Raw genomic sequence first — 13,832 nt, 5'->3', positions numbered from 1 at the left:
GTCCTAGCTGTCGAGGTCCTGGGACAGCAGGCTAGCCAGCTCCTCGACCGCGTCCGGGGCACTTTCGCCCACGGCTGACAGCACGAGCTCATCGCCGTGCTGCGCGGCCAGGGCGAGCACCGAGAGCATGCTCCGGGCGTCGACCGGGGCGCCGCCCTCGCGTGCGACGGTGACGGGGACCGGCTGCCGCATGGCGGCCTGGACGAAGAGCGAGGCGGGACGGGCGTGCAGGCCGCTGCGGGATCCGACGGAGACGGTGCGCTGGTACACGGGTTCACTCCAGGGGTGAAGAGGGTGTGCGGGGAGGACAGGGATCAGGCGGCCACGGCGACATCGGACCCGTCGTCGGCCGTGGTGGTGGCCTCAGGGCTCCGCCGCACGCCCTTGAGGGTGACGACCAGAGCGGTGGACACCGCGGTGCCGGCGGCGATCGCCAACAGGTAGAGGAACGGCTCGCCGATGAGCGGCACGACGAAGACACCGCCGTGCGGGGCCCGGAGCGTACAGCCGAACGCCATGGACAGCGCGCCCGTGACAGCTCCGCCGGCCATCACGGAGGGGATCACCCGCAGGGGGTCCGCGGCGGCGAACGGGATCGCGCCCTCGGTGATGAACGAGGCGCCCAGCACCCACGCCGCCCTGCCGTTCTCCCGCTCGGTCCGGGTGAACAGCCCGCGGCGTACGGTCGTCGCGAGGGCCATCGCCAGCGGAGGCACCATGCCGGCCGCCATCACCGCGGCCATGACCTTGAGACTGCCCGGTGTCGGATCGGCCAGTCCGCCGACCGCGAAGGCGTACGCGACCTTGTTCAGCGGGCCGCCCATGTCGAAGCACATCATCAGGCCGAGGACGACGCCGAGGATCACCGCGTTGGAACCGGACAGCCCGTTCAGCCAGTCGGTGAGGGCGTTCTGGAGGGAGGCGATCGGCTTGCCGACCACGATGAACATCAGGAAGCCGACCGCGATCGACGCGAGCAGGGGGATCACCAGCACCGGCATGATGCCGCGCAGCGTGGGATGCACCTTCACCCGCTGGATCGCCATCACCGCCGCACCGGCCAGCAGCCCCGCGACCAGTCCGCCGAGGAAGCCCGCGTCGATGGTGAGCGCGATGGCGCCACCGACGAATCCGGGGACGAGCGCGGGCCGGTCCGCCATCCCGTAGGCGATGTACCCCGCCAGCACCGGGACCAGGAAGCCGAAGGCCGCGGTGCCGATCTGGTTGAGCAGGGCGGCCCAGCTGGCTGCCTCGCCCCAGACGAAATGGTCGGCCACCGACTTCGCGCTCGCGATCTCGTAGCCGCCGATCGCGAACGAGAGGGCGATGAGAAGCCCCCCGGCGGCGACGAACGGCACCATGTAACTGACGCCGGACATCAGATAGGTGCGGAGCCGGACACCGAAGTGACCGGACGCCTCCGCTGAACCGCCCGTGCCGGACCCCGGCTCGTCGGGACCTTCGGCGACCCCGCTGATCTCTCCGCGCTCGGCCTTGCGCCGGGCCTCGGCGATGAGTTCGGCAGGCCGGTTGATCCCGGCCTTCACCCCGGCGTCGACCACCGGCTTGCCGCCGAACCTGGCCTTTTCCCGTACGTCGACGTCGTGCGCCCAGATGACCGCGTCGGCGGCGGCGATCACCGCCGGATCCAGCCGCTCGAAACCGGCGGATCCCTGTGTCTCGACGTCCAGGACGACACCCTGGGCGCGCGCGGCGGCCTCCAGCGACTCGGCGGCCATGTACGTGTGCGCGATTCCGGTCGGACAGGACGTGACGGCGACGATGCGGAACGGTTCGGCCGTCTCCTTCTCCGCCTCGGTGTCCTCCGGTGCCGGCACCGCCGCCGGGACCTCTTCGCCGCGGATCAGGGCCGCCGCGGCGGCGGGATCACCCTCCGCCCGCAGGGCGCCGGTGAAGCCGGGGTCCATGAGCCGGCGTGCCAGGCCCGACAGGATGGTGAGGTGGTCGTCGTCCGCACCCGCGGGCGCGGCTATCAGGAAGACGAGATCCGCGGGGCCGTCCGCGGCACCGAAGTCGATGCCCCCGGCGCTGCGGCCGAAGGCCAGCGTCGGCTCGGTGACGTGCTCGCTCCGGCAGTGCGGAATGCCGATGCCTCCGTCCAGGCCGGTCGGCATCTGAGCCTCGCGCGCCGCCACGTCGGCGAGAAAGCCGTCGAGGTCCGTGACGCGGCCGGCCTCGACCATCCGTCCGGCCAGTGAACGGGCGGCCGCGCTCTTCGTCTCGGCGGAAAGATCGAGATCGACCAGTTCCGCGGTGATGAGCTCACTCATCGCGGGGCTCCTTGCTCGTGGGCCGCCCGGGGACGGGGCGGGGGACGGGGGCTTCGTACGAACGGACAGGGACGAGGGCGGTCATGCGGCCTGCTCCGTGAGAGGCAGGTCCATGGGGATGTCCGCGGTGGTGACCACCGCGGACGGATCGAGGTCGGCGGGCGTCGGCATGGCGCTCCCGGGCAGTTGCACGGCGGCGGCGCCGTGCGCCACCGCGGCCGACAGCGCCGCCCGGCCTGTTCCGCCGGCGGACAGGAACCCCGCGAGCGAGGCGTCCCCCGCACCGACGTCGCTCCGGACGGCATCCACCCGCGCCACGGCGAAGTGCGCTCCCGAGGGCTCCACCAGCAGCTGCCCGACGGCGCCCAGGCTGGCGAGCACCGAACGTGCGCCGAGCTCGCACAGCTCCTGCGCCGCCTTGAGCGCGTCACCGACCGTCGCGAGCGGACGGCCCACGGCCTCGGCCAGCTCCTGAGCGTTCGGCTTGATCACGTCCGGCCGCTCACTCAACGCGGCGACGAGCGCGGCGCCGGAGGTGTCGAGCGCGATCCGGACCCCGGCCCGGTGGCTGCGGGCGACCAGTTCGGCATACCACCGGGGTGGCAGTCCACGCGGCAGACTTCCGCAGCAGGCGATCCAGTCCGCACCCGCCGACCGGGCCCGGACCGTCTCCAGCAGGCGTTCGGCCTCGACGGGGGCGAGCTCGGGACCCGCCGCGTTCACCTTGGTGAGCGTGCCGTCGGGTTCGACGAGGGTGATGTTGATACGGGTGCTGCCGGCGATGGGCACCCCCGCGGACTCGATGCCGTGCTCGCCGAGCAGCCGGGCCAGCAGCGCTCCCTCGGGGCCGCCCAGCGGTGCGACAGCCACCGTACGGTGCCCGGCGGCGGCGACCGCGCGGGAGACGTTGACGCCCTTGCCGCCCGGATCGACACGGTCCGCGGTGGCCCGGAGGACGGCGCCACGGGTGAGCCCGGGGAGTTCGTACGTGCGGTCTAGGCTCGGGTTGGGGGTGACGGTCAGGATCATGCGCGTACCACTTCCGTGCCCCGGCTCTCGATGGCCCGGGCGTCCTCGGGGCTCAGCCCCGTATCGGTGATCAGCAGGTCGACGTGGGAGAGGTCGCCGAAGCGCGCGAAGTGCTGCTGCCCGGACTTGCCGGAGTCGGCGAGGAGCACCACCCTGCGGGCCGCCGCGATCACGGCACGCTTCACGGCGGCCTCGGCCAGATCCGGAGTGGTCAGGCCGCCGTCGGGCGAGAAACCGTTCGTGGCGAGGAAGACGACATCGGCGTTGATCTCGGCGTACGCGCTCAGTGCCCAGGCGTCGACGGCCGCGCGGGTGCGGTGCCGCACCCTGCCGCCGACCAGGTGCAGCGCGATTCCCGGATGGTCGGAGAGACGAGCGGCCACCGGCAGGGCATGGGTGACCACGGTGAGGCACGAGTCGAGGGGGACGGCGCCGGCCAGCCTGACGGTCGTGGTCCCGGCGTCGATGATGATGTTGCCCTCGACCGGGAGTTCGCCCAGGGCGGCGGCGGCGATGCGGTCCTTCTCGTCGGCCGCCACGGTGTCGCGCTCGGCGAGATCCGGCTCGAAGCCGAGCCGCCCGGCCGGAATCGCACCGCCGTGCACCCGGCGGAGGAGCCCCGCCCGGTCGAGCGCTTTGAGGTCACGCCGAATCGTCTCCGCCGTCACCTGGAACTCCTCGGCCAGGGACAGCACATCGACGCGCCCGCTCTCGCCGGCGATGCGGAGAATCTCTTGCTGCCGCTCCGGTGCGTACATGTGGTTACGTTTCCGTTTCATGCCCGAGTCTGTTGGTTCACCGGCAGACTACGGTCGCACCTCAGGAAAGTAAACACATTCGGGCGAAGAGTGGGCATGAACGGACTCGGAAATGGCTGTGCGGCGGCCGGGACTCCTCAGTCGGTGCCGTGGGTGGCGGTCCGCGGGCTCAGTGGCCGGGCCAGCAGTGGCGCCCCGAGGACCTGATGGCCGCCGCTCGCCTGCATGCGCACCTCACCGCGCTCGCTGATCTCGGCACGCACGATGCCGGTCTCGTCCGCGTAGACCGGGTAACCACCCGCGCCGGAGCGGTCCGTGAGATGGACGACCACCACGTCGTCCTCGGCTCCGCCCGCCTGGAATATGAGCTCGTAACTCTCCGGGTAATCCATGACCCACCTACCTCCCGACCGGGCCCGGCAGCAGCCGCTCGCCCGTCATCTCCATTGTTTCCCACCGGAGCTCACGGCGCTCCGGGAGCACGACCGGGTGACCTTCCGTGACTGCGGATGCGGAATGGGTGAGGCGGGGCGACCATCATCTGCAAGGGACCGGACGCGTGCTGTCAGCTTCGCACGGCCGCCCGTGACGCCAGGCGGTACCGCCGGCGCGATCGGACTTCGTCGGCGCGGGGCCCACGGGCTCCCGGCCGCCCTGTGGAGAGGAACTGCCGTGCTGATGGCCAATCCCGCAACGCTGCGGAATCTCGTCAAGCGCTACGAGACACTGCGAAGCTCCCACGCACGGCTGGGCACTTCCGAGAGCAGTCGTCGGCTCGAAGACGTCTCCTACACCCTCTGCGTCACCACCGGAACCAGGACCGTGCCCGACGCCCTGGCTGCCGCGGCGGCCCAGTTGCGCGCCGTCCCGTCGGCGGGATCGCTGGGTCCGGCGAAGGGGGCTGCCGAGGTGCAGCTGACCGCCTGACCACGCACAGGGCCCACCAGGGATGACGCCGGTTCTTCCGAACCGGCGTCATTCGCTTGTGGACGGTCCCCGGGCGCGCAACCGTACGACACGCCGAATGGGCGGACGGTGTGGTCGAACGGGTGATACCCGCCGGTCGGACAACATGACTGTCGGCGGCGGCGGCTAGGCATGCAAGCATGAGATTTGAGCCCCGTCGAAACAAGACCGTTTCCCCGCGTACCCGCCGACTCCGCGTGACCGGAGGCGCCCTGTGCGCGGCCGCTCTTGCCGCCACTCTCGTGACCGGTTGCGGTCAGGACAGCGGTGACAAGACCGCCGCGGAGACCTCGGAGGCTGCGAAGGTCCTTCCGAACCAGACGACCAGCCCTTCGGGCAGCCCCTCCGAGACGGCGCAGCTGACCGCGGAGCAGACCGAGCGCAAGGAACTGCTGTCAACCGTCAAGGTCACCGCCGACAAGGCCGTCACGACGGCCCTCGGCGAGGTGTCCGGTGGCAAGCTGACCGATCTGGACCTCGAGGGCCTCGACGACGAGGACGACGACGACGCGACCGGCAGCCCCAGCCCGAGCGGCAGCCCGACCGGCAGTGCCAGTCCGAGTCCCGAGGCCAGTGGCAGCCCGAGCGGGACCGGAAGTCCCAGCCCGAGCGGCAGCTCCACCACCCCGAAGTGGGTCGCGGAGGTTGTGGAGAAGGACGGCACCGCACACAACGTGATCATCGACGCGGTGTCCGGCAAGGTCGTCGACTTCGCACCGGATGCCGATCAGAGTGCTGCGGACAAGCAGGAGCTGGCTGCCCAGATCGCCAAGGCGACGCAGACGCCCCAGCAGGCCGCGAAGGTCGCCATGAGCAGGCAGAAGGGCTGGGTCACCTCGATGGCCCTCGACGAGAACGACAGCCAGGTCCTGGTCTGGAAGGTCGACGTGGTCTCCAAGGGATACAACAAGACCACCTTCGACGTGGACGCGGTGAAGGGCACGATCACGGACGAGCAGATCGACGAGGACTGATCACAGGACGAACGGGCTCATCGGTGGCGGACCGCAAGGCGGTGCGCCACCGATGTGCGTTCCCGGAGCCTTCGCGCTCGCGGCGGGCGCACACCCCCCGGGTCCCAGGCCTCAGGGTGCGATCCCCACGTTCCCGAGCCGGCTCCACCTCTTCTCCTGAGCCCTCGTCATCGCGGGCCAGTGCGTGGCGCCCGCACGAGGGTTCACCCGCGAGGCATAGGAGGCGGGACGATGGTCCGGCCGGAAGAAGCACCCGGTCCCGTAATCGGTGTCGAAGGCGGGGCAGGTGGACGCGACGGACGACGGCGTCGGCTTACGGCCCGTCCGTACCCACCCGGACAGCGCCGAGACCGCGGCGGCGTACTCCGATGTGCTGAGACCGCTGTGCTCGCGCTCCTGGGTGAAGGTCTGCACGAGATGACGGTCGCGGTGAGCTCCCTCCAGACTGGCGCGGTACGCCGCCTCGTGCTCGGCGAAGGCGGTGGGGTCGTCGATGGCGTGCATGGTCAGCACCGGGACGGACACCGCCCCGGTCACATCACTGTCGTACGACAGGTCGCGCCGTGCGGAGGCATCGGCGGAGAACCGCTCGACGCCGGCGTTCAGTGCCGTGTCGTCGTGCGAGCCGCTGTAGCGCACGTGCTGGTTGCTGAAAGGGCTGCGCAGACCTAGTCGGCGGACGATGTCGCGGAAGGTGAAGGTCGCGAAGGAGAGGTGCGATTCGAGGGTGCGTTCGGGGATCTTCGTGACCGCGAGGATGTCGTCCAGGTTCCGCTGCTGGAGGGGCGTCCGGTCCGCGGGCTGCGAGGCGTAGCCCGTGCACTCCTGGAGCCTTGCTCGCAGCCCCGCCCCGGTCATGGCCGAATCCTCGCGGAGCCCCATCCACAGAAGATACGACGGCTCGGACGGGCGTGGGTGGTTCCGGCAGTAGTACTGGTAGACGACGCGGAGGTCCACCCGGTAGTCGTAGCCGCGGGAGCCGCCCGCGAGGACACCGTTCGTGAGCAGCGCGCCGTCGTAGGGCGAGCCGGCGCCGCCGTACATCTCGATGGTCTTCGCGGCCACGTTCCCGCCCCAGGACTGCCCGTGGATCAGCGTGGTGCCCGGACGCCCGAACCTCTCCGTGAAGAGCCGACGCAGATTCTCCGTGTCCGCGGCCGCCATCCTCGTCCCGTATCCGCCGCGACGGTAGGCCGAACCCGCCCAGGCGTAGCCCTGGTCGACCATGACCGACCAGCGCTCCAGATCATCGCCGCTGCGCTGCGGGTCCGACTCCTCGCCCAGGTCGGGCCCCCCGTGGGCATGCATGACCAGCGTTCCGTTCCACGCGTGGGGGATGGCGACGGTGTAGTGGGCGCCGTGGGAGTCCTGCCCGGCGTAGCACGTGGCCTTCGCCGCCAGACCCGCCGGGCAGGCGACCGTGCCGGGCGCCGCGACCGCGGGCCGGGCCGGGCCGATGACGCCCGCGGCGAGAATCCCCGCGAGGCAGCCTGCCGTCACCGTGGACAGCCTCCTGCGTGAACGCGGCTTCATGGGAAAGGCGAACACGGTACTGCCTCCTGGCTTCTCGCTCCGGTGGGTGCCGGCCGATGCTAGCCACGCCCGGGGCATCCGCCAGGGGTTCCGTGATTGCGTTCATATCGTTTACCGGGCGCGTACTTCAGTACGAACAGTGACCTCGGCCCCTCGTGCGCGTTGTGCAGGGCGTGCCCACTTCTTTCTCCAGCCCGCCCGCCGCTCCGACCGCGCCGGTGGCGAAGCCGAAGCCCTTCCTGCTGACGCCCCGCCAGGGAGAAGCCGCCCGTGCGCTCATGGCCTATGTGGGCTCGCTGCCACTGAAGGGAGCCGATGCGCAGCTTCTCGCGGTCGTCGTCTCCATCCGGGCAGTCCGGCGAGGGATCGGCAACCTCACCGGGCAGGACCTGCGTGCGCTGCGGCTCGCCGACCCGGAGGGTGCCGTGACCTCGTTCGCCGCACTGGGCTGGCAGGGCCAGGAGGCCCTGCTCGGCGAGGACATGGTCACCCCCGTGGCCGTCACCGTGCCGGACCTGGCCGACGGGCCGGATCCCCGGCTGCCCTTCGGCAAGGTGATGCGATCCAGGGTGTCGGGCTGGACGGCCCGGACCATGGCCTCCAAGCCGGTCAAGAAGAGCTCGACCGCCGCGCGACTGGCCGCGCTGTTCCTGGCCGCCTACGGTCCGGCCGACGGGCACGGCACGCTGCCCGCTCACCTGCCCGACGACTGCCGGGCCGCCCTGCCCGAACTGCTCGCCAAGGGGTTCCTGTGCAAGCTGGACGGTGAGCGGTATCTGCTTTCCGAAGCGGTCCGTCACCTGTCGGGAACGCGTCCGCCGTCCGACACCCCGCCCAGGACCCGCGACGAGCCGGAGGCGGAGCGGCTGAGCTGGGACGCGTGGAAGGACCGGGCGAGCGTGGCCCTGCGGCGGCACGTCGAAGCCGTTGAGCGCTGCCCCGAGTGCTCCCTGACCACGGCCAGGGTCTCGGAGGCCTTCATGCGCACGGCGGTTCCCTCCCAGTTCGAGGAGAAGGTACGCGCGGCCTACGCCGCCTGGGAGGCCAAGTACCCCGACCAGGGACCCGCCGCCGCCGGATTCGCCGCCGCCTTCCGCGCCGCGCACGGTCATGGACCCTCCGTCAAACAGCTCTGCACGGCGATGGGCTGGGGGAAGATGTCACGGGAGCTTCGCATTTACGTCATCCGCCGGCTGATCGCCGACGGTTGGCTGATGAACACCGATCCGGTGCCGTGGACCCTGCGCCCGGGCAAGGCCGCCCTGGCCCGCACCTCAGGGGCGACGGCGGCCTCGGGTGAACGCACGCGCTGAGCGTTGCCCTTCGACGCACGACCCGGTGAACCCCCAGGGTTCAACATGTTTGTGATGGGCATGTCAGGCGTAGCGCGCGTGCCCCCACATTCACGCGCCGACCGGGAGGACGCAGTGAGAAGCAGCGCACCGATCCGCAAGGCAGTACTCGTCCTGGCCAGTGCCGTCGCTCTGGTCATCACCTCCGCGAGCAGCGCGCTCGCCGCCCCGCCGACCGCGCTGGCGGCGAACGCGGACGCGATGGAGCAGGCGTTCCAGCCGGCGTACGACTACGACACCGACGGCTGCTACCCCACACCGGCGATCGGACCCGACGGGACGATCGCCCCCGGCCTCAACACCACCGGGGCGGTCAACGGCAGTTGCCGCGACGCCGTGGACCTGGACAACACCAACGGCTACGCACGCTCCAAGTGCAACAACGGGTGGTGCGCCGTCATGTACGGGCTCTACTTCGAGAAGGACCAGGCGGTGGCCGGAAGCGGGCTCGGCGGGCACCGGCACGACTGGGAGCACGTCGTGGTGTGGGTCCAGAACAACGAGGCCCGTTACGTGTCCACCTCTGCCCACGGCGACTTCGACATCTACGCCAATGACCGGATCAGGTGGGACGGAACCCACCCCAAGATCGTCTATCACAAGGACGGCGTGAGCACCCACTGCTTCCGCCCCGCGAATTCCGGCGACGAGCCACCGGAGAACCACTACGGCGAGTGGCGGTTCCCCGCTCTCGTCGGCTGGAACGGCTACCCGGCCGGCCTGCGGGACAAGCTGGTCCAGGCGGACTTCGGGAGCGCGGTCTTCGGCCTCAAGGACGGGAATTTCGCCGCCCATCTGCAGAAGGCCCTCCCGGCAGGCGTCCCCTTCGACCCCAACGCCTGACGTACGAGGAGCGGGCGACGTCGCGAGCCCGCCCCGGTGCGGGGCGGGTGGCGGCGCGGCTCACACGGGCGAAGTGTCAGCGGGCCGACAGCTCGGAGGGCGCCTCCTGGATCACCCATCCGTTGCCGTCCGGATCGGCGAAGGACATGAAGGAGTTCCAGGTGCCCCCCTTGCCCTCCTCCCAGCCCGTCGCGCCGACGTGCCGGATGGGGGAGACGTCCACGCCCCGGCCCACCAACTCCTCGCGTGCCGCCTCGATGTCCGTCACGCAGACCTGGAGACCGTGCAGCGTGCCCGGAGCCATCACCTTCTCTCCGGGGAAGGCGGGCATTCCCTTGAGCATGGCGATCGAGCACCGCGACCCCGGTGGCGTCATCTGGATGATGCGCATACCGGGGGCGACCTCGTCGTCCAGATCCAGCGTGAAGCCCGCCTTCTCCGAGTAGAACGCTTTCGCCCGGTCCATGTCGGTGACGGGGATCGGGACGACCTCGAGTGTCCAGTTCATGGAGCCTCCTCAGCAGAGCCGGTGCGCCTGGAGGTCCACCGTCCCCCACGAGGGAGCCGCATCGCACGCCGAAACGCCAGCACGGCCTGTACTTCGACCATTTACTCCGCCGGAGCCCGGGCCTCGGCGCGGGGACACCCGGAGTGACCCCGGCCCGGGCCCTGGACGCCCGGGACGACTCGGACGACTCGGACGACCTGGACGACCTGGACGACCTGGACGAGAGACCCTAGGTCGCAGCCTGGGAGCTGTCCCGGAAGCCGCCCCACCCGTGCCAGCGGTCGATCTCGATCCAGGCGTTGACCCGGGCACGCTCACGGTCCGCGTACGGCTGGCCGAGGTACTGCCGGGACAGCCGGTCGATGCCGGCCAGCCCCTCGTCGTCGCTCATTTCGACGACGCGCCCGATCAGGGTCACATGGCTGTACCAGTCGGAGTCGTCGAGCACCGTCAGGGTGACACGGGGATCCCGGCGGACGTGCTCCAGGCGCTTGCGCCCCTCATCCATGTTGACCAGCACCCGGCCGTCATCCCAGAGGTACCAGGTGGCCGTGGACACCGGCTGGCCGTCCGCGCGAAGGGTGGCGATCACAGCCGGGTTGGGCTTGCGGAGCATCGCCACCGCGGCCTCGGGGAGCGGAGGTTTCGACATGTTCTCTCCTCTGTCTCGTGCTGTGCCCTCCCCGTGACGGTGAACCACACCGGATGATTCGGAGGGCGCCCTCCACGCTGCCACACGACGCGAGCGGCCGCCGGTACCGCCTCCACCTGCGCGCCCGCGCCGGGAACCCGCGCAGTTCCCGGGCTGCGGCCCCGCGACCGCCCCATGTGAGCGGCGCTTCGCGGTCGCGTGGCAGCGGTACGGGACGAACTCCGACCAAGTCCCGGCTGCGCCGATACGTCGGTGAGGCGGGCAACCGTCCCCTCCTGCTCGACCACACGGCCCCCGCTGACGGCCAAGGAGTCCAACGAGGGGGATTGTCGGTGGTGGCTGTGATGCTGTAGCCATGGACGAACTGATGAGGCGCCGCGTCTACGGCGCCGACCACGACGACCCCGACCCGGGGCCGCGGCCCGGGCACGTCTACGTGGAGCTGGTGGGCGGCCCGCTGGACGGCCTGCTCCTGGACGTGACCGGCTGGCCCGAGGAGCGTCTCGCCGTCGGGGCCGCGCTGGGCACCGAGCTCGGGAAGTTCGGTGCGGGAGGACGTGCCGTGTACGGGCCCGTGACCGGCGACCCGAGGCGCTGGGCCTGGGAGGCGGACAGCCCGTGAGCCGTCCGCCTCCCCGCGCACGTGCGTCACCGCGGCGCCGGGTCTCCTCCCGTGCGCAGCGCGGCGATGAACCACGTGAAGACCGGTGCCAGGCTGGGCGGGACAGGCCACCCGTTGACGGTGGCGAGGAGCTGCCAGTGGCGCTCCGCACGCGGGTCGGAGCCCGCTTCCAGCCGCGTGATGAGCCAGTGGCGCAGCTCGGTGTCGTCGGCACGTGCGAAGGTCTCGGCGTAGAGAGCGGTGAGGGAATCGAGAACCGGCGCCGCCCCGGCGGAGGCCGGCTCGATTCCCGCCGCGAGGGCCTTGCCGACCTCCTCGCGCACCGACTCGGTCAGCCCGTGGTGCAGCCCCGTGGTGTCCCCTTCGTGTCCAGTTCGTCATGGGACCACCGTGGTCGGGTCACGGGCGGCTGCCCATGCGGCAGGCAGGCGTGCGAGGGTGGGGCAAGCCCCTCGGACATCCTGCGGAACACGCCCGGGCCGGGGCGGCCGTGGGACCTGGTCCCGGCTCGCCCCTGCGCACTGCGGTGACGAGGGCGACCATGCCTGGCGCGATGCTCACCGAACCCCCCTGCGAGGATCACACGTATCCCCAGCGAGGAGGGGGAGTCGAGTGCGGTGAACGCCGCAAGCTGCTGCGGGAGATTCGCTGATCAGGGCCTTGGGCCGGCATCGGCCGGCGTGGCCCTCCATGCGCCCTCAGCCGGTCGCTGTTCCCTGAAGCTGTTCCCGGTAGGCGCGTGCCGTGGAGATGAGCCCGTCGAGCGCGTCCCGGGTGGCCGCCAGGTCGGCGATGTGCCGGGTGAGCCTGTCTCGTTCGAGCGCCATACGCTCGAGCGCTGCGTCGGAGTTGTCCTGGCTCGGCGCGTCGACGCAGGGGAGCAGCTCGGCGACGGTGCGGCTGGAAAGGCCTGCCGCGTACATCCGCTGGATGAATCCGACCCGCTCGGGCTGGTCGTCCGTGTAGTGCCGTTGCCCGCTGCTGCTGCGGACGCTGGTGAGCAGTCCTTGCTCCTCGTAGTAGCGCAGGGACCGGACGCTCGCTCCGGTCCGTGATGCGAGTTCCCCGATCCGCATGAGACCCCCTTGGCCTGTGGTGTGCGTGGTGTGCGTCACAGGTCTTGCCTCTGACATTGATGTGAGGTTTTAGCGTAATCGATGTGCCCGGCAGCCGGGTGCGGAGTATCGACGCAGGGGAGTTCTCGACATGACCGGCCTCTTCCACAGCTACCAGCTCGGTGATCTGACGCTGCCCAACCGGATGGTGATGGCCCCGATGTCGCGGGTCCGGGCTGCCGCGGGCGGGCTCGCGACCTCCTCCATGGCCGTCTATTACGCCCAGCGGGCGACGGCCGGACTCATCGTGAGCGAGGGGGTGCAACCGAGCCTGATCGGTCAGTCCAATCCCGGCACACCGGGACTGCACACCGACGAGCAGGTGGCCGCATGGCGCCCGGTGACGTCCGCGGTGCATGCGAACGGCGGCCGTATCTTCGCGCAGATCATGCACGGCGGCCGGGTGTCGCACCCGGACACCACCGGTATGCAGCCGGTCGGGCCCTCCGCGGTCCCCGCCGTGGGTGACGTGTTCACCCCCACGGGCCTCCAGCCCGCCCCGCTGCCGCGTGAACTGGAGACCGCCGAGGTGGGGGAGCACGCCCTGGCGTACGCGAGTGCCGCCCGCCGTGCGATCGACGCGGGCTTCGACGGGGTGGAACTGCACGGCGCCAACGGCTACTTGATCTCCCAGTTCCTCTCGTCGAACGCCAACCTGCGTACGGATTCCTACGGCGGTTCGGTGGCCAATCGGATCAGGTTCGCCGTCGAGGCGGTCTCCGCGACGGTGCAGGCGGTCGGAGGCGCGAGGACCGGCATACGCCTGTCCCCGGGCGGCGGCTTCTGGGGCGTCGAGGAGACCGACGCCCTTGAGCTCAACAGGGCGCTGCTTGCCGAGCTGGCGCGGCTGGACCTCGCGTACGTACATCTCGAGGCCACGGCAGGCGAAGAAGTGCTGCTGGACCTGAGGCGCGCATGGCCGGGGACCCTGATCATGAATCCTGTGTTCCCGATGGGGCCCAAGCAGACCGGCAGGGCCGAAGCGGACCACTGGCTCGAGCTCGGGGCGGATCTGATCGGCTTCGGCCGCGCGTTCATCGCCAACCCCGACCTCGTGGAGCGGCTGCGTTCCCGGCTGCCGATCGCCCCGGTCGACGAGGCCACGTACTACCAGGGCGGCGACGCCGGTTACCTGACCTATCCGGCCTACCAGTACACGGCTTGATGCGGCTGGCGGGGTGATGGTTTC

Annotated in this window: 16 protein-coding genes; 6 read left to right on the top strand and 10 right to left on the bottom strand. The window is 70.8% G+C overall.

Annotated features, from left to right (window positions below):
* Window positions 1-3 precede the first annotated feature (3 nt).
* The 5 genes from ACIP63_RS15185 to ACIP63_RS15165 all read right to left on the bottom strand — a co-directional run bounded on the left by ACIP63_RS15185 (window position 4) and on the right by ACIP63_RS15165 (window position 4,470).
* Window positions 4-270 carry an HPr family phosphocarrier protein gene (locus ACIP63_RS15185; RefSeq protein WP_401515486.1) on the bottom strand — a complete coding sequence of 89 codons (267 nt, stop codon included), beginning with the start codon at window positions 268-270 and terminating at the stop codon, window positions 4-6.
* A gap of 44 nt (window positions 271-314) precedes the next feature.
* Window positions 315-2,291, bottom strand: coding sequence for a fructose-specific PTS transporter subunit EIIC (locus ACIP63_RS15180; protein ID WP_401515483.1), 1,977 nt, complete (start codon window positions 2,289-2,291; stop codon window positions 315-317).
* A gap of 81 nt (window positions 2,292-2,372) precedes the next feature.
* Window positions 2,373-3,320, bottom strand: coding sequence for a 1-phosphofructokinase (gene pfkB, locus ACIP63_RS15175; protein ID WP_401515481.1), 948 nt, complete (start codon window positions 3,318-3,320; stop codon window positions 2,373-2,375).
* A complete protein-coding gene (locus tag ACIP63_RS15170; protein WP_401516906.1) occupies window positions 3,317-4,078 on the bottom strand; it encodes a DeoR/GlpR family DNA-binding transcription regulator in 762 nt (253 codons plus the stop codon). The genes pfkB and ACIP63_RS15170 overlap by 4 nt, the downstream gene beginning before the upstream one ends.
* 137 nt (window positions 4,079-4,215) lie before the next feature.
* Window positions 4,216-4,470, bottom strand: a complete 255-nt coding sequence (locus ACIP63_RS15165) for a DUF6296 family protein (protein ID WP_362930901.1) — start codon at window positions 4,468-4,470, stop codon at window positions 4,216-4,218.
* A 280-nt stretch (window positions 4,471-4,750) separates the two neighbouring features.
* Here ACIP63_RS15165 and ACIP63_RS15160 point away from each other — a divergent pair, with 280 nt between their 5' ends.
* Both ACIP63_RS15160 and ACIP63_RS15155 read left to right on the top strand, forming a co-directional pair.
* Window positions 4,751-5,005, top strand: coding sequence for a DUF5133 domain-containing protein (locus tag ACIP63_RS15160; protein ID WP_401515478.1), 255 nt, complete (start codon window positions 4,751-4,753; stop codon window positions 5,003-5,005).
* A 179-nt stretch (window positions 5,006-5,184) separates the two neighbouring features.
* Entirely contained in the window at window positions 5,185-6,018 is an 834-nt protein-coding gene (locus ACIP63_RS15155) for a PepSY domain-containing protein (protein ID WP_401515476.1), read from the top strand.
* Window positions 6,019-6,129: 111 nt separating this feature from the next.
* Here the strand turns inward: ACIP63_RS15155 and ACIP63_RS15150 are convergent, their stop codons facing one another.
* Entirely contained in the window at window positions 6,130-7,551 is a 1,422-nt protein-coding gene (locus tag ACIP63_RS15150; RefSeq protein WP_401515474.1) for a hypothetical protein, read from the bottom strand.
* A gap of 173 nt (window positions 7,552-7,724) precedes the next feature.
* Here ACIP63_RS15150 and ACIP63_RS15145 point away from each other — a divergent pair, with 173 nt between their 5' ends.
* A complete protein-coding gene (locus ACIP63_RS15145) occupies window positions 7,725-8,864 on the top strand; it encodes a hypothetical protein (RefSeq protein WP_401515472.1) in 1,140 nt (379 codons plus the stop codon).
* Between the two features lie 114 nt (window positions 8,865-8,978).
* Window positions 8,979-9,746 (top strand): NPP1 family protein, encoded by a 768-nt coding sequence (locus ACIP63_RS15140; RefSeq protein ID WP_401515470.1) that lies wholly within the window; start codon window positions 8,979-8,981, stop codon window positions 9,744-9,746.
* A gap of 76 nt (window positions 9,747-9,822) precedes the next feature.
* Here the strand turns inward: ACIP63_RS15140 and ACIP63_RS15135 are convergent, their stop codons facing one another.
* Together ACIP63_RS15135 and ACIP63_RS15130 are read right to left on the bottom strand one after the other, a co-directional pair.
* The gene (locus ACIP63_RS15135) at window positions 9,823-10,254 is read right to left on the bottom strand and encodes a VOC family protein (RefSeq protein WP_401515467.1); all 432 of its coding nucleotides are present in this window, start codon (window positions 10,252-10,254) and stop codon (window positions 9,823-9,825) included.
* Between the two features lie 229 nt (window positions 10,255-10,483).
* Window positions 10,484-10,906: a PPOX class F420-dependent oxidoreductase gene (locus tag ACIP63_RS15130; protein WP_401515465.1), complete on the bottom strand. Its 423-nt coding sequence runs from the start codon at window positions 10,904-10,906 to the stop codon at window positions 10,484-10,486.
* Between the two features lie 355 nt (window positions 10,907-11,261).
* Here ACIP63_RS15130 and ACIP63_RS15125 point away from each other — a divergent pair, with 355 nt between their 5' ends.
* Window positions 11,262-11,528, top strand: coding sequence for a hypothetical protein (locus tag ACIP63_RS15125; protein WP_104791214.1), 267 nt, complete (start codon window positions 11,262-11,264; stop codon window positions 11,526-11,528).
* Window positions 11,529-11,554: 26 nt separating this feature from the next.
* On the opposite strand, the gene ACIP63_RS15120 is transcribed toward ACIP63_RS15125, so the two are convergent.
* Together ACIP63_RS15120 and ACIP63_RS15115 are read right to left on the bottom strand one after the other, a co-directional pair.
* Window positions 11,555-11,851 (bottom strand): hypothetical protein, encoded by a 297-nt coding sequence (locus tag ACIP63_RS15120; protein ID WP_401515463.1) that lies wholly within the window; start codon window positions 11,849-11,851, stop codon window positions 11,555-11,557.
* 375 nt (window positions 11,852-12,226) lie between these two features.
* A complete protein-coding gene (locus tag ACIP63_RS15115) occupies window positions 12,227-12,604 on the bottom strand; it encodes a MerR family transcriptional regulator (protein WP_401515461.1) in 378 nt (125 codons plus the stop codon).
* A 130-nt stretch (window positions 12,605-12,734) separates the two neighbouring features.
* Between ACIP63_RS15115 and ACIP63_RS15110 the strand changes: the two genes are divergently transcribed.
* Complete coding sequence (locus ACIP63_RS15110) at window positions 12,735-13,808, top strand: alkene reductase (RefSeq protein ID WP_401515459.1); 1,074 nt, start codon at window positions 12,735-12,737, stop codon at window positions 13,806-13,808.
* Window positions 13,809-13,832: the final 24 nt, after the last annotated feature.

It is taken from the genome of Streptomyces sp. NPDC088746 (assembly GCF_044751065.1).
GTDB lineage: Bacteria > Actinomycetota > Actinomycetes > Streptomycetales > Streptomycetaceae > Streptomyces.
The sequence above is the reverse complement of the archived record's forward strand: the minus strand, read 5'-3'. Positions and strand labels throughout refer to the sequence as shown.